The following is a 15318-nucleotide window of genomic DNA, read 5'->3' as shown; positions in this document are numbered from 1 at the left end:
GATGGAAGGAGGCGGCCGGGATCAGGGAAGCCTGAATCAGGCGTCATGGCCGGGCTGGGACTTCGGGACGCGCATGGTGATCAGCGTCCCCTCGCCGAGGGCGGTCTCGATCACCAGGCCGTGCTGGTCCCCATAGACCTGGCGCAGGCGGGCGTCGACGTTCCGCAGCCCCACGTGGTCCCCGTCCCGGTGGCCGGCCAGCATGGACTGGAGCTCGGCAGGATCCATCCCCACGCCGTCGTCCTCGATGGTCACCTCCGCAAAGGCCCCGGAATCGTTGGCGGTGATGGTGATGTGGCCTTCTCCTTCCTTCGCCTCCAGGCCGTGCCTTACGGCATTCTCCACGAGCGGCTGCAGGCTCAGGAAGGGGATGACGGTGCTCAGCACCTCCGGCGCGATCCGCAGGCTGACCTGGACGCGCTCCCCGAAGCGGGCCCGCTCCAGCAGGAGGTACCGGTCGATGCAGCGCAGTTCCTCGGCCAGCGTGGTGAACTCACCGTGCCGCCGGAAGGAGTACCTCGTGAAATCGGCGAACTCCACCACGAGTTCGCGGGCACGCTGGGGATCGGTGTTGATGAACGACGCGATGGCGTTGAGCGAGTTGTAGATGAAGTGCGGGCTGATCTGCGCGCGCAAGGCCCGCACCTCGGCTTCCATGAGCAAGGTCCGGGATGCATCAAGTTCCGCCAGCTCCACCTGGACGGCCACCCAGTCGGCCACTTCTCCTGTGGCACGGACCAGCCCGGCGCCCGCGGACGGGGCAAACGCCGCCACCACGCCCACCACCCGCGATCCGGCGCGCACCGGCGCGATGACGGCGGCGAGGCCGCCGGCGGCACGTTCGGCGCCCAGGTCCCGAGGCTGGAGCACAGCTGTCCGTCCTCCGCTCAGGACGTCCGCGGCAAGGTCCATCAGCCGCGGTTTCAGGTCCTCAGCGGCGCCGTCCCAAGCGAGGACCCCTGCGGTATCGGTGATGGCCAGCGCGTCACAGCCGAGGAGATTGCGGAGCTGGCGGCTGGCCTTGGCTGCCCCTGCAGGGTTCAGCCCGGTCCGCAGGTGCTGCCCCGCGCGGGACGCGGCGTGCAAAGTGTTGTACGTGGCGCGCTCGGCATCGGTGCCCAGGTCACGGAAGGACCGCAGTACCTTGATGCCCACACCGACGACGACGGCGATCGCCAGGACGATCACGGCGATGGCTGCTGCGGTGAGGAGTGGGGAGTCCGGCATGGTGCCCAGCGTAGTGGCGGGTGCCGTTTGCCGCAGCATCGCGACCGTTGAGCGACCATTGCACCCGCTGCTCTGGAATGTAGCGCCCGTCACGGCGCAAGGTGATTGCAGTCACATTGGCGATATCCCGGTTGCCGGGGGCAGCCGGTGGGCCACTCAACTCTCAATGAGGAGGAACGATGGGTAACGATGCCCACACTCCGGACGCAGCAGCGTCCGTGGACTTCGAACAGGTCCAGTCGACGGCGCGGTTCCAGGAACTGCGCAGACGTCACCGTAGCTTTGTGTTCCCCATGGCGGTCGCGTTCCTGTTGTGGTACTTCGCGTACGTCCTGCTCGCAGACTACGCAGTAGGTTTTATGTCCACCAAAGTGTGGGGCAACATCAACATCGGCCTGATCCTTGGCCTGCTGCAGTTTGTCTCCACCTTCGCCATCACTGGCTGGTACGTCAGCTACTCCAACCGGAAGCTTGACCCGATCGCGGCCGAGATCCGCCACGAAATTGAAGGCCATGAATTTGATAAGGACGGCAACCGCGTGACTGGAGTGAACAAATGATCGGCATTGCCACGGCGGTCAACGTCGCCGACCTTAAGGAAACCACCCTTCTCAACATGGGCATCTTCGGCCTGTTCGTCGCGGTGACCATGGTGATCGTGATCCGGGCCAGCCGAAACAACAAAACCGCCGCCGACTACTACGCCGCCGGCCGCTCGTTCACCGGTTCCCAGAACGGGACCGCCATTGCCGGCGACTACCTGTCCGCCGCCTCGTTCCTGGGCATCACCGGGGCCATCGCCGTTAACGGCTACGACGGCTTTATGTACTCCATCGGCTTCCTGGTGGCCTGGCTCGTGGCGCTGCTGCTCGTGGCAGAACTGCTGCGGAACACGGGCAAATTCACCATGGCCGATGTCCTCTCCTTCCGGCTCAAGCAGCGGCCGGTCCGCATCGCGGCCGCCATTTCCACCCTGGCTGTCTGCTTCTTCTACCTGCTCGCGCAGATGGCAGGAGCCGGCAGCCTGATCTCGCTCCTGCTGGGCATCAGCGACTGGGGCGGCCAGGCGCTGGTAATCATCGTCGTCGGCGCCCTGATGATCATGTACGTCCTGATCGGCGGGATGAAGGGCACCACCTGGGTCCAGATCATCAAGGCTGTCCTGCTTATTGCCGGCGCCGCCGTGATGACCCTCTGGGTGCTGGCCATCTACGGCTTCAACCTCTCCAGCCTCCTCGGTGCCGCTGTTGAAACCTCCGGCAACCCCGCGGTACTGAACCCGGGCCTGCAGTATGGCAAGTCGGAGACGTCCAAGCTGGACTTCATGTCCCTCGGCCTCGCGCTGGTCCTGGGGACCGCGGCGCTGCCGCACGTGCTGATGCGCTTCTACACGGTGCCGACGGCTAAGGAAGCCCGGAAGTCCGTGGTGTGGTCCATCTGGCTGATCGGGCTCTTCTATCTCTTCACGCTGGTGCTCGGTTACGGTGCAGCCGCACTGGTTGGTGCCGAGACCATCAAGTCCGCTCCGGGTGGCGTTAATGCTGCGGCACCGCTGCTGGCCTTCTACCTGGGCGGCCCGCTGCTGCTCGGCTTTATCTCGGCGGTGGCGTTCGCCACCATCCTCGCCGTTGTGGCCGGCCTCACCATCACCGCAGCTGCGTCCTTCGCCCACGACATCTACGCCAATGTCATCGCCAAGGGGAAGGCCGACGCCGATACCGAGGTCAAGGTGGCACGGCGTACCGTAGTGGTCATCGGCATCCTCGCCATCCTGGGCGGCATCCTCGCCAACGGCCAGAACATCGCGTTCCTCGTGGCCCTGGCCTTCGCCGTTGCAGCGTCGGCCAACCTGCCCACCATCGTCTACTCGCTGTTCTGGCGGCGGTTCACCACCCAGGGCGCGGTGTGGAGCATGTACGGCGGCCTGGGCTCGGCGATCCTCCTGATCATCTTCTCGCCCGTCGTCTCCGGCGGCGCGACCTCGATGATCAAGGACGTGAACTTCGCCATCTTCCCGCTGAACAACCCGGGCATTGTGTCCATCCCGCTGGCGTTCCTGCTCGGCTGGCTCGGCACCGTGCTGGACAAGAAGCGCGAGGACACCACCAAGCAGGCCGAGATGGAAGTCCGCTCACTCACCGGCGTCGGTGCGGAAAAGGCCGTGGATCACTGATCCCCGGACACTAGGTCCAGCCGAACGTACGACGGCGGCCCGCAGCCGCGGTCGTACGCGCAAGGAAAGGCCCGCGTCCCCTTCGGGGGCCGCGGGCCTTTCCTGTATCCGGCGAGCCCTACACCTTGGGCTTGATCTTGATGTTCATCATCTTGAGCTCGTCGGTGCCCTCAAAGCGGTAGACGAGGTCGATGTTCTTGTTCCCGCTGCAGGTGATGAGCCCCACCACATCAGCTGCCTTGGTGCCGTTCTCGGTGCTGGCCGTGACCTCGTTGTAGGTCGGCTTGCACGTGTTGTCCATCTCCAGGGTCTTGATGCCGGCGATGAACGTTTCCTTGCTTACCTGCTCCTGGAGGGCAGGGTCGAGGTATTCGTCGTACGCCGTGGAGGTTTCGCCGTTGATCACCAGTTTCGTAAAGTCGTCGGCAAGGCCCCTGGCGTGGTTGGTGGGGCCTGCCACTACGTTGACCAGGATGACAACGCCCAGGATGACCAGCAGCAGGACGCCGCCCGCCACCCCCAGGATGGTCCACAGCCTGCGGCGGCCGCGCGCGGGGGGCTGTTCGCCGGGAAGTCCGAACGGCCCGTCGGCCGGGGGCTGGCCGGGCGTCCCGTACTGGCCGGGCACCCCGTATTTCCCGGGTGCCGCGGGCTGTCCCGGTGCCGCGTGCTGCGCGGACGCGCCGTAACCCGGAGCCGCGGCGAACTGGCCCGCCGGCGGCTGGGCCTGTGGCTGTTGCTGCGGCTGCTGGGGCCAAGGTGCAGGCTGGACCGGCTGATGCGGTTCCTGAGGATTGCTCACATGGAGCCTTTCCGGCAACGCGGTGGCACTGCCTTTTTGCTGGGAGCCGCCGGGCGGTCCCGTGGGTTTACCTTGGACCAGCCTATAACCGAGTTTGCGGCGGGCGCGCACCGGTCCGACCCGCACGGAAATACTGGCCGAATCAGTTCCCCGCCGAGGTCAGTGCGCCGGCTCCGGATCCGGGCTGTCGCCGGATCCCCGTTCCAGGAGGGGCTGGATGCGGAAGGGAATGAGCTCACCCATGGCCAGGGCGGTGTCCGTCCGGTCCACGCCGTCGCACGCAAGGATCTTTCCGTTGATCCTGAAGAGGTCCTCCGCGTCCACTGCCACCACGCGCAGCAGGAGATCGGCCGAGCCGGTCAATCCGTACCCTTCCAGGATTTCCGGAATGCCGGCGAGGTCGTGGGCCAGCTGTCCCAGCTTCTGCTGCTGAACGTGGACCGAGATGAAAGCCATCAGCGGATACCCCAGCGACGCCGGGTTGATCCTGCGTTCGAAGGACAGGAAGACGTGTTTCTTTTCCAGCTGGGCCATGCGCGCCTGGACAGTGTTCCGGGAAAGCCCCAGTTTCTGGGCGAGGGCCACCACCGTCCGGCGGGGGTCGCGGGCAAGGGCTGAAAGCAGGCGGGTGTCAGTGCCATCCAAAGCTTGCATAATGCGCAACATTAGCACGGGAACGAGGCTTCAAACAGGGCATTATGCTCAGTATCCGCGGCGGTAGTTGTACCCTATGAACATTGTGAGTAGGGTCACAATTATCCGGGGCAACGGCGCCCGGGCGGCTGGCTGCCGGCGGGACCATAAGTCCCCAGGCGCCGGTCAAACGACGTGAGAAGGTTGCGTGCCATCGTGTCTACAGACGAAACGGGCCAGGGCGGAACAAGGGCAGGTGCCCCCGCCGGCAGTGCGGGAACCCAAGGTGCATCCGGCCGGAATCTGATCCAGCTGATCACCCCGGAGGGTGAGCGGATCAGCCATCCGGAATTCGATCCCTGGGTGAAAGACATCGGGGATGAACAACTGTGTTCCCTCTATGAGGACCTGACAGCCGTCCGGCGCATCGACGTCGAGGCAACCGCCCTTCAGCGGCAGGGCGAGCTTGGCCTGTGGCCGCCATTGCTGGGCCAGGAAGCGGCGCAGGTCGGTTCGGCCAGATCCTTGCGGCAGGACGATTTCATCTTCTCCAGCTACCGCGAAAACGGCGTGGCGTACTGCCGGGGCGTGGACCTGACCGACATTTTGCGTGTCTGGCGCGGAAACGGCTCCTCCGGCTGGGATCCGTACACCGTCAACATGGCCACCCCGCAGATCATCATCGGCGCGCAGACGCTGCACGCCACCGGCTACGCCATGGGCATACAGAACGACGGCGCCGACTCCGTGGCGGTGACCTACTTCGGCGACGGTGCCACGAGCGAAGGCGACGTCAACGAGGCCATGGTGTTTGCAGCCAGCTTCCAGGTGCCGCTGGTCTTCTTCTGCTCCAACAACCACTGGGCTATCTCGGAGCCCGTACGGCTGCAGTCGCACGTGCAGCTTGCGGACAGGGCCGCCGGCTTCGGCATCCCGAGCCTGCGGGTGGACGGAAACGACGTCCTGGCCGTTATGGCCGCGACGAGGCTGGCCGTGGACCGTGCCCGGCACGGCGGCGGGCCGACGTTCATCGAGGCCGTCACGTACCGCATGGGACCGCACACCACAGCCGATGATCCCACCCGCTACCGCGATGCCAACGAACTCGAAGACTGGGCCGCGAAGGACCCCATCGACAGGGTCAAAGCCCTCCTGGACCGCAAGGGCCTCCTCACCGGGCAGTTCCAGCAGCACGTCAAGGACAAGGCGGACGCCGTAGCACGTGAACTCCGCGCCGGGTGCATTGCTATGCCGGAGCCGGAGCCGCTGGATGTCTTCAAGAATGTGTACAGCGCCCCGAACTCGTGGCTGGACCGCCAGCAGGACCACTACGCCCGATACCTTGCCTCCTTCGGTGATCCCGCAGGAGCCACTTCCCAGGAAGGTGCACGCTGATGACCCGGATGACCTTTGCCCGCGCCATAAATTCCGGCCTGCGCAAATCGCTTGAAAATGATCCCAAAGTCATCCTGATGGGCGAGGACATCGGCGTCCTCGGTGGTGTGTTCCGGGTGACCGACGGCCTCCAGAAGGACTTCGGCACACACCGCGTGGTGGACACGCCGCTGGCCGAATCAGCCATTATCGGCACCGCCGTGGGTCTTGCGTACCGCGGCTACCGTCCGGTGGTGGAGATCCAGTTCGACGGCTTTATCTATCCTGCCTTCGACCAGATCGTCAGCCAGGTGGCCAAGATGCACTACCGCACCCAGGGTGCGGTGAAGATGCCCATCACCATCCGGGTGCCGTTCGGCGGGGGCATCGGGTCACCCGAGCATCACTCGGAGTCACCCGAGGCGTACTTCACCCACACGTCCGGCTTGCGGGTTGTCACGGTCTCCAACCCGCAGGATGCCTACACCGTGATCCAGCAGGCCATCCTGTCCGATGATCCGGTCCTCTATTTCGAACCCAAGCGCCGCTACCACGATAAGGGTGACGTGGACGAGACCATCGACGTCCGCACCGCGCTGCCGATGGGTGCAGCCCGTGTGCTGGCTGAGGGCACCGACGTCACGCTGGTGGCGTACGGGCCGCTGGTCAGGACTGCCCGGGACGCCGCCACTGCGGCGGCCGACGAAGGCATCTCCATTGAGGTCATCGACCTGCGCTCGCTGGCACCGGTGGACTACGCCACAGTTGAAGCATCCGTGCGGAAGACAGGCCGGCTGGTAGTCACCCACGAAGCCGGCCAGTCAGGCGGGCTGGGCGCCGAGGTGGCTGCCAGCATTACCGAGAGGTGCTTCTACCACCTCGAAGCAGCGCCCGTCCGCGTCACCGGGTTCGACGTGCCCTACCCGTACTCCAAGGTGGAAATGCACCACCTGCCGAGCCTGGACAGGATCCTCGACGGCGTGGACCGTGCACTCGGACGGCCGAACTCACTCAGCGGGCTGGAAGGATGAGCGCCACCATGATCAAGGAATTCAGGCTCCCGGACCTTGGCGAGGGCCTTACGGAATCCGAAATCGTCAGCTGGAAGGTCGGCGTGGGGGACACTGTCACCCTGAACCAGGTGATCGCCGAGGTGGAAACAGCCAAGGCCGTGGTGGAGCTGCCTTCGCCGTTCGCGGGCGTGATCACCGCACTGCACGAGCAGCCCGGCACCGTGGTGGAAGTGGGCAAACCGATCGTCTCCTTTGAAGTACCGGACGACGCCGGCGCGTCACCCACGGTGGCAGCTCCGGCTGAGGGGGAGGCACCTAAGCGGCAGCCCAACCTTGTGGGGTACGGCGCCGTCGTCGAAAGTTCCGGCCGGCCGGTGCGCCGGCAGCGCACCCTTGCAGCGCCGGTTGCTGCGCCTGTAGAAACCAATCCTGTCGAAACCACGCCTGCGGAAACCAAGCCTGTCGAAACCACGCATCCCGAACCCCAGGCCTTCGAACGGCCGCGCTCCACGCCGCCTGTGCGGAAGCTGGCCAAGGACCTGGGCGTCGAGCTGGCCGCTGTCCCGGGCACCGGAGCTCACGGACTGATCACCCGGGAGGACGTCCGGAACTTTGTTGACGGCGGTGATGTCCCGGCGGCCGCCCGGCATCTGTCTGCTGTGTCAGAAACCGCCGTTCCAGCAGGCCTGACGGCTGCTCAGGGTGAGCGCGAAGTCCGGACGCCCATCAAGGGAGTCCGGAAGTACACGGCCGCGGCGATGGTTGCAAGCGCCTTCACGGCACCGCACGCAACGGAGTTCCTCACGGTCGATCTCACGCCCACCATGAACCTCCTGGCGAAACTAAAAGCAAGCCGGGCGTTCCAGGACCACAAGCTCACTCCGCTGACCCTGGTGGCCAAGGCCGTGCTGATTGCCCTTCGCCGGAACCCGTCGCTTAACTCGCGGTGGGACGAGGCCAACCAGGAAATTGTGCAGTTCAACTACGTGAACCTCGGGATCGCCGCAGCGACGCCCCGCGGCCTCACCGTTCCCAACATCAAGGACGCGGACACCCTGTCCCTGCTCGAACTCTCAGAAGCCCTCACTGACCTGACGGAGACAGCCCGGGCCGGGAAAACGGCTCCGGCCGAGTTGGCTGACGGCACCATCTCCATCACCAACATCGGGGTCTTCGGGATCGACGCCGGCACACCCATCCTGAACCCGGGCGAGGCCGCCATCCTGGCGGTGGGGGCGGTCCGCAAGATGCCGTGGGAATTCCAGGACGAGGTGGCGCTGCGCCAGGTCGTGACCCTGAGCCTGTCCTTTGACCACCGCCTGGTGGACGGGGAGCAGGGCTCGCGATTCCTGGCCGACGTCGGCGCCATCCTGGCAGACCCCGGCATGGTGCTCACGATGGTCTAGCCGGCAGGTGCCGTGAGGAATGGCCGGGCTGTCAGATTCCCGGTACCTTCGCCGTGAGGGCCGCCAGCGCCATGCTCTCCAGCAAGGGGCGGGCGGCTTTCGGCGCGATCCTTCGGCCATGGTTCCGGACTGAATGCGGCGTGGAGTTGATCAGTCCGAACGTGGCGTGGGCCCGCATCCGCAGTTCCGCAGCGTCGATCGCGGGGTCCAGGCGGGCCAGCACCTGGACCCAGAGCTCCACGTAGTTTCGCTGCAGCGCCCTGACCTCGGCCTGCTCCTGCGTGGCGAGATTGCTGAAGTCCCTGTCCTGGACCCGGATCACATCAGGCTTACTCAGCGCAAAATCCACCTGGAACGCCACCAGCCTGCGGAGGGCCTCGATCGGATCCGTGGTTTCCGCCACCACACGCTGCCCGCCTGCCAGGAGGTCCCGGCTGACAGTCAGCAGCAGATCACCCAGAACTGCCTGCTTACCGGGGAAATGCCGGTACACGGCCGGGCCGCTGACGCCTGCCGCCGCCCCCAGGTCCTCAAGTGACACGCGGTTAAACCCGTTCACCGCGAAAAGCGATGCGGCAGCGGACAGCAGTGCCTGGCGCCGGATCTCTTTGGCCTGGCTTCGCTGGGTTCCCGGGGCGGACGGTTCGGGAACAGGTTGGCTACCTGGAGCGGGCCGGTCTGACGGCGGCGGCTGGGATGGCTGCGCAGGTCGGGTGATGGGCACGCTTTCCTCCTCGGACCTGCAAATTCTAACAACGCGTCCGTGTGTTGGACATCACAGTTAATAGAGACTAACCTAAATCTCAGTTACATGACACTAACCGAGTCGGAATCCGGCTCGTGCGGACATAAGCAGTCAACGGCTCTCAAACCACTAGGAACGGACCGCGTCGATGGAGACCCTCACCAGCCGGCTTGAGGCTGACAGTGACGTGTTTGCGGCCAACAATGCCGCGCAGCGTTCGCTGGCCGTGGAACTGAAAGCCAGGCTTGCCGAGACCGCCCTCGGAGGGCCGGAGAAGTCACGCGAGCGCCACGTGGCCCGGGGGAAGCTGCTGCCGCGCGAACGCATCGACCAGCTGCTGGACGACGGCAGCCCGTTCCTGGAAATTGCTCCGCTGGCTGCCAACGGCATGTACAACGATGAGTCGCCCGGAGCCGGGGTGATCGCAGGCATCGGCCTGGTCCACGGCCGGCAGGTCCTGGTGATTTCCAATGATGCCACGGTCAAGGGCGGCACCTATTACCCGATGACGGTGAAGAAGCACCTCCGCGCCCAGGAAATCGCGCTGGAGAACCGCTTGCCCTGCATCTATCTGGTGGATTCCGGGGGCGCGTTCCTGCCGAAGCAGGACGAGGTGTTCCCGGACAAGGAACATTTCGGCCGGATCTTCTACAACCAGGCCCGGCTGTCGGCGGCGAAGATCCCGCAGATTGCCTCGGTGATGGGCTCCTGCACGGCCGGTGGCGCCTACGTCCCGGCGATGAGCGACGAAACAGTTATTGTCCGGAACCAGGGCACTATTTTCCTTGGCGGCCCGCCGCTGGTGAAGGCAGCCATCGGTGAGATTGTCACGGCTGAGGAACTCGGGGGCGGTGACGTCCACTCAAGGATTTCCGGTGTCACCGACCATCTGGCCGAGAACGACGAACACGCCCTGCAGATCATCCGCGACATTGTCGCCACGCTTCCCAGGCCTTCAGCCCCCGTATGGGAGGTGGAAGACGCCGTCGCACCGGCAGCGGAACCCGGTGAGCTTTATGGAGCCGTGCCCACGGACGTCAACGCGCAGTATGACGTCCGCGAGGTCATTGCCCGGCTGGTGGACGGCAGCAGATTCCATGAGTTCAAGAAGGAGTACGGCACCACGCTGGTCACCGGCTTTGCCAGACTGCATGGCCACCCGGTGGGGATTGTCGCCAATAACGGCGTGCTGTTCAGCGAGTCCTCACTCAAGGGCGCGCACTTCATCGAACTCTGCGATCAGCGCGGTATCCCGCTGGTCTTCCTGCAGAACATTTCCGGCTTTATGGTGGGCAAGGATTCCGAACAGGGCGGCATCGCCAAGAACGGCGCCAAGATGGTCACCGCGGTGGCCACAGCCCGCGTCCCTAAGCTGACAGTTGTCATCGGCGGCTCTTTCGGGGCGGGCAACTACTCCATGTGCGGGCGGGCCTACTCGCCGCGGTTCCTGTGGATGTGGCCCGCGTCCCGCATCTCGGTGATGGGCGGCAACCAGGCCTCCAGCGTGCTGGCCACCGTCAAACGCGACCAGTACGAAGCCGCCGGCCAGGAATGGCCCGCCGACGACGAAGAGGCGTTCAAGGCCCCCATCAAACAACAGTATGAAGACCAGGGCAGCCCGTACTACTCCACCGCCCGCCTCTGGGACGACGGCATCATCGATCCCGCGGACACCCGCACCGTCCTGGGACTGGCGCTCGACGTCGTCTCCCGCACCTCGCTGCCGGAAACCTCCTTCGGCCTTTTCCGGATGTGAGCCAGTAATGCCTACTTCGCCGACCTCCCCCCTGGCCACAGGCACCCCGGCGCCCGGGACCACCCTTTTCGGGACGGTCCTTGTGGCCAACCGCGGGGAAATCGCCTGCCGCGTCATCAGGACCCTGCGCGCCCTGGGCATCCGGTCCGTGGCCGTCTACAGCGATGCCGACGCCGGTGCCCGGCACGTGCGCGAAGCCGACGCTGCCGTGCGGATCGGCCCCGCCTCCGCGGCGGAGAGCTACCTGAACATCGAAGCCATCATCCAGGCCTGCCGCGATACCGGAGCAGAAGCCGTCCACCCCGGTTACGGCTTCCTCAGCGAAAACGTCGACTTCGCCCGGGCTTTGGAGACAGCCGGTATCACGTTCATCGGCCCCGGTGTCGAATCTCTGAACATCATGGGCGACAAGATCCGGTCCAAGAACCATGTGGCGGGCTACGGCGTTCCCGTGGTTCCGGGGATAGCCAAGCCGGGCATGACCGACGCGCAGCTGATGAAGGCCGCGGCCGCCGTCGGCTTCCCGCTGCTGATCAAGCCCTCCGCGGGCGGGGGAGGCAAGGGCATGCACATCGTGGAACGCCCCGGGGAGCTGGAAGCAACGTTGGGCACCGCCCGGCGCGTGGCAGCCGGCGCCTTCGGGGATGACACGCTGTTCCTTGAACGGCTGGTCCGCACGCCGCGGCATATCGAGGTCCAGGTCCTGGCGGACAACCACGGCAACGTGATCCATCTGGGGGAGCGCGAGTGCTCACTGCAGCGGCGCCACCAGAAAGTCATCGAAGAGGCGCCGTCGCCGCTGCTGGATTCATTGAACGACGACGGGGCCACCCGTGCCCGCATCGGTGAGGCCGCGTGCCAGGCAGCCCGGAGCGTCCACTACAGCGGTGCCGGCACGGTCGAATTCCTGGTCTCCGACGATGCTCCGGATGAGTTCTTTTTTATGGAGATGAACACCCGCCTCCAGGTGGAGCATCCGGTCACCGAGATGGTCACCGGTGTTGACCTGGTCGAATGGCAGGTGCGGATTGCCGCCGGTGAGGAACTGACCGTCCGCCAGGAAGACGTCGAACTTAACGGGCACGCCGTCGAAGCGCGCGTCTATGCGGAAATCCCGGAACGGAACTTCATGCCCTCAGGCGGGACGGTGTTCCTGCTGGACGAACTGCCCCGCCACTCCACCGGCAGGATCCGGGTGGACTCGGCCCTCCTTGAGGGTCTGACAATCTCATCAAGCTACGATCCGATGATTTCCAAGGTCATTGCGTGGGGCCCGGACCGCACCGCCGCCCTGGACACGTTGGATGAAGCGCTCGCCGGCTACACCGCGCTTGGCGTCGACACGAACGTGGAGTACCTACGGCTGCTGATCAACGACGACGATGTCCGTGCAGGGCACCTTGACACCGGCCTGATCGAGCGCAGGATGCCGGCCTTCTCCTTCCGGCAGGTGGGCGACGCAGAATTGGTCGTTGCAGCCCTTTACGTCCTGATGAACAGGGAGCATGAAGGCACACCCGTCCCGTCCGGGCCCTGGGGGGTCCGGAACGGCTGGCGGATCGGAGCGCCGGCGCCGCAGCGGGTCAGCCTGGGAACGCCCGACGGCGGCACCGCAACAGTCAGCGTCACAGGCCGCGTGGCCGGCGGCACTGTCACGGCCCGGGTCGGGACGGGGATCCGGCGTACGGCGTCCCTTCGCTTTTCCAGGCATGGACACGTGGAGGTGACTCTCGACGGCGAGGCAACGGAGTATGCGCTGGCCCCGGTAACCCGGGGTTCCGGTAGTCCGGGTCCAGCCAGCCGGCACGCGGGCAACGACGGCGCCGGTGGCGGTCAGGAACTGTTCCTGGGCAACGGCGGCTGGGCATGCCGGCTTGAAGTACTGACGAGGGAGTCGCGGCTCGCCCGCGTGCTCGCCGCCATCCAGCGCGAGGAGGGCGCCGCCGACCCCGAGGTGCGTTCGCCCATGCCCGGCACGGTTGTGTCCGTTGCCGTCAGCGACGGCGACACCGTGGAGGCAGGCCAGGTCCTCCTGTCCGTGGAAGCCATGAAGATGGAACACCAGCTGGTGGCCGAAGTGGCCGGCACGGTGCATATCAGCGTCAAGGCCGGGGACCTGGTAAAAGCCGACCAGGTCCTGGCCACCATCCACCATTCAAGCCATGAAACACCCGAGGGAGCCTAGCAATGCCGGATTTCGAACTCAGCGAGGAATACCAGGACCTCAGCGACACGGTCCGCGACTTTGCGGACAACGTGGTGGCCCCGGTGTCCGCCAAGCACGATGAGGAACACAGCTTTCCTTACGAAATCGTGAAGCAGATGGCGGACATGGGTCTCTTCGGGCTGCCGTTCCCGGAGGAGTACGGCGGGATGGGCGGGGACTACTTCGCCCTGGCGCTCGCCCTTGAGCAGCTGGGGCGGGTGGACCAGTCCGTGGCCATCACGCTCGAAGCGGGCGTCTCCCTGGGCGCCATGCCCGTCTACCGGTTCGGTACAGAAGCCCAGAAGGAGGAGTGGCTTCCGGTGCTCGCCTCGGGTGAGGCGCTCGCAGGCTTCGGCCTCACCGAACCGGAAGCCGGGTCCGACGCCGGCGGCACTAAAACCCACGCCAAACGCGTCGGCGGACAGTGGGTGATCAACGGCCACAAGGAGTTCATCACCAACTCCGGGACCGACATCACCCGCCTGGTGACGGTCACAGCGGTCACGGGCCAGACGGAGCGCGGGGACGGCAGCGTCAAGAAGGAGATCTCCACCATCCTGGTGCCCACCGACACGCCGGGGTTCAAAGCGGAGAAGGCCTACAACAAGGTGGGCTGGAACGCCTCGGACACGCATCCGCTCACGTTGACGGACGTCCGGGTGCCGGAGGAAAACCTGCTCGGGGAAGAAGGCAGGGGCTATGCCAACTTCCTCTCCATCCTGGATGAAGGCCGCATCGCCATCGCCGCGCTGGCCACGGGAGCCGCGCAGGGCTGCGTGGACCTGTCGGTGAAATACGCCAAGGAACGCAGTGCCTTTGGTCAAAACATCGGCAAGCACCAGGCCGTCGCGTTCAAGATCGCCCGCATGCAGGCCAGGGCCCACACCGCCCGCCTGGCGTACTACGATGCCGCCTCGAGAATGCTCGCCGGCAAGCCGTTCAAGACGCAGGCGGCCATCGCTAAGATGGTCGCAGGCGAGGCAGCCATGGACAACGCGCGGGATGCCACCCAGGTGTTCGGCGGCTATGGCTTCATCAATGAATTCACCGTGGCACGCCACTACCGCGACTCCAAGATCCTTGAAGTGGGGGAGGGCACCACGGAGGTCCAGCTGATGCTGATCGCCCGCGAACTCGGACTGTAGTAACAGGGACTGAAGCCGGCCGGAGAGGATCACTGATGATTAACAAGGTTGTTGCCAGCGCCGAGGAAGCCATAGCGGACATCCCGGACGGTGCGTCGCTCGCGGTGGGAGGGTTTGGCCTGTGCGGGATCCCCGTGGCCCTGATTGACGCCCTGCACAGGCACGGCACCCGGAACCTGGAGACCGTAAGCAACAACTGCGGCGTGGACGACTGGGGTCTGGGCGTCCTCCTCCGCGACGGCCGGATCCGGCGCACCGTCAGCTCCTACGTCGGCGAGAACAAGGAGTTCGCCCGCCAGTACCTGGCCGGTGAGCTGGAAGTTGTGCTGACCCCGCAGGGCACCCTCGCCGAGAAACTCCGCGCCGGCGGCGCCGGCATCCCCGCCTTTTACACCAAGGCGGGCGTGGGCACCCAGGTGTCCGAGGGCGGGCTTCCCCAGAAGTACGACGCCGACGGCGGGGTTGCGATCGCCTCCGCACCCAAGGAGGTGCGGACGTTCAACGGGGTTGACTACGTCCTTGAGGAGTCACTGACGCCGGACTACGGACTGGTGCACGCGTGGAAGGGCGACCGCCACGGAAACCTCGTGTTTCACGCCACCGCCATGAACTTCAACCCCCTCTGTGCCATGGCCGGCAGGATCACCATCGCCGAGGTGGAGCAGCTTGTGGAACCGGGCGAACTCGATCCGGAGCACGTCCATGTACCCGGCATCTTCGTGCAGAGGGTGGTGGTGGTGCCCGACGGCGAGAAGCGGATTGAAAAGCGGACCGTGGCCTTCCCGCCGGCATCAGCACCTGGGCAGGCCACAGACACATCACAGGCAGGAGCGTAGCC

At 65.6% G+C, this 15318-nt stretch carries 13 protein-coding genes; 9 read left to right on the top strand and 4 right to left on the bottom strand.

Translation table 11 applies throughout. The annotated features are described in order from the left end of the window. Window positions 1–36 precede the first annotated feature (36 nt). Window positions 37–1227, bottom strand: a complete 1191-nt coding sequence (locus GUV69_RS07780) for a sensor histidine kinase (RefSeq protein ID WP_164201209.1) — start codon at window positions 1225–1227, stop codon at window positions 37–39. Window positions 1228–1406: 179 nt separating this feature from the next. Here GUV69_RS07780 and GUV69_RS07775 point away from each other — a divergent pair, with 179 nt between their 5' ends. Together GUV69_RS07775 and GUV69_RS07770 are read left to right on the top strand one after the other, a co-directional pair. Continuing rightward, window positions 1407–1787, top strand: coding sequence for a DUF485 domain-containing protein (locus tag GUV69_RS07775; RefSeq protein ID WP_164201207.1), 381 nt, complete (start codon window positions 1407–1409; stop codon window positions 1785–1787). Then, on the top strand, window positions 1784–3400 hold the full coding sequence (locus GUV69_RS07770; protein ID WP_164201205.1) for a solute symporter family protein: 1617 nt from the start codon (window positions 1784–1786) through the stop codon (window positions 3398–3400). The genes GUV69_RS07775 and GUV69_RS07770 overlap by 4 nt, the downstream gene beginning before the upstream one ends. Before the next feature lie 118 nt (window positions 3401–3518). Here the strand turns inward: GUV69_RS07770 and GUV69_RS07765 are convergent, their stop codons facing one another. Then, the gene (locus GUV69_RS07765; RefSeq protein ID WP_244292653.1) at window positions 3519–4202 is read right to left on the bottom strand and encodes a hypothetical protein; all 684 of its coding nucleotides are present in this window, start codon (window positions 4200–4202) and stop codon (window positions 3519–3521) included. A 159-nt stretch (window positions 4203–4361) separates the two neighbouring features. Beyond that, the gene (locus GUV69_RS07760) at window positions 4362–4856 is read right to left on the bottom strand and encodes an Lrp/AsnC family transcriptional regulator (protein WP_164201203.1); all 495 of its coding nucleotides are present in this window, start codon (window positions 4854–4856) and stop codon (window positions 4362–4364) included. Window positions 4857–5051: 195 nt separating this feature from the next. Here GUV69_RS07760 and pdhA point away from each other — a divergent pair, with 195 nt between their 5' ends. The 3 genes from pdhA to GUV69_RS07745 are packed head-to-tail and all read left to right on the top strand — an operon-like array spanning window position 5052 to window position 8628. After that, window positions 5052–6230 (top strand): pyruvate dehydrogenase (acetyl-transferring) E1 component subunit alpha, encoded by a 1179-nt coding sequence (gene pdhA, locus GUV69_RS07755; protein ID WP_164201201.1) that lies wholly within the window; start codon window positions 5052–5054, stop codon window positions 6228–6230. Then, window positions 6230–7240: an alpha-ketoacid dehydrogenase subunit beta gene (locus tag GUV69_RS07750; RefSeq protein WP_164201199.1), complete on the top strand. Its 1011-nt coding sequence runs from the start codon at window positions 6230–6232 to the stop codon at window positions 7238–7240. Before pdhA ends, GUV69_RS07750 begins: the two co-directional genes overlap by 1 nt. Before the next feature lie 8 nt (window positions 7241–7248). Further along, on the top strand, window positions 7249–8628 hold the full coding sequence (locus GUV69_RS07745) for a dihydrolipoamide acetyltransferase family protein (protein WP_164201197.1): 1380 nt from the start codon (window positions 7249–7251) through the stop codon (window positions 8626–8628). Window positions 8629–8659: 31 nt separating this feature from the next. Here the strand turns inward: GUV69_RS07745 and GUV69_RS07740 are convergent, their stop codons facing one another. Further along, entirely contained in the window at window positions 8660–9232 is a 573-nt protein-coding gene (locus tag GUV69_RS07740) for an SACE_7040 family transcriptional regulator (protein ID WP_244292845.1), read from the bottom strand. 289 nt (window positions 9233–9521) lie between these two features. Between GUV69_RS07740 and GUV69_RS07735 the strand changes: the two genes are divergently transcribed. From GUV69_RS07735 to GUV69_RS07720, 4 genes are read left to right on the top strand one after another with little or no spacing between them, the layout of a single operon-like run. After that, entirely contained in the window at window positions 9522–11129 is a 1608-nt protein-coding gene (locus GUV69_RS07735; RefSeq protein WP_164201195.1) for a carboxyl transferase domain-containing protein, read from the top strand. A gap of 7 nt (window positions 11130–11136) precedes the next feature. Further along, complete coding sequence (locus tag GUV69_RS07730) at window positions 11137–13314, top strand: ATP-binding protein (protein WP_164201193.1); 2178 nt, start codon at window positions 11137–11139, stop codon at window positions 13312–13314. A 2-nt stretch (window positions 13315–13316) separates the two neighbouring features. Beyond that, complete coding sequence (locus tag GUV69_RS07725; protein ID WP_164201191.1) at window positions 13317–14480, top strand: acyl-CoA dehydrogenase family protein; 1164 nt, start codon at window positions 13317–13319, stop codon at window positions 14478–14480. Window positions 14481–14515: 35 nt separating this feature from the next. Next, a complete protein-coding gene (locus GUV69_RS07720; RefSeq protein ID WP_164201189.1) occupies window positions 14516–15316 on the top strand; it encodes a CoA transferase subunit A in 801 nt (266 codons plus the stop codon). Window positions 15317–15318: the final 2 nt, after the last annotated feature.

Origin of the sequence: [Micrococcus luteus] ATCC 49442 (assembly GCF_010367585.1) — a bacterium.
In the GTDB taxonomy this organism is placed as follows: Bacteria; Actinomycetota; Actinomycetes; order Actinomycetales; family Micrococcaceae; genus Arthrobacter; species Arthrobacter luteus_A.
Note: the sequence above shows the minus strand (reverse complement) of the source record. Positions and strands in the feature narration are given on the sequence as shown.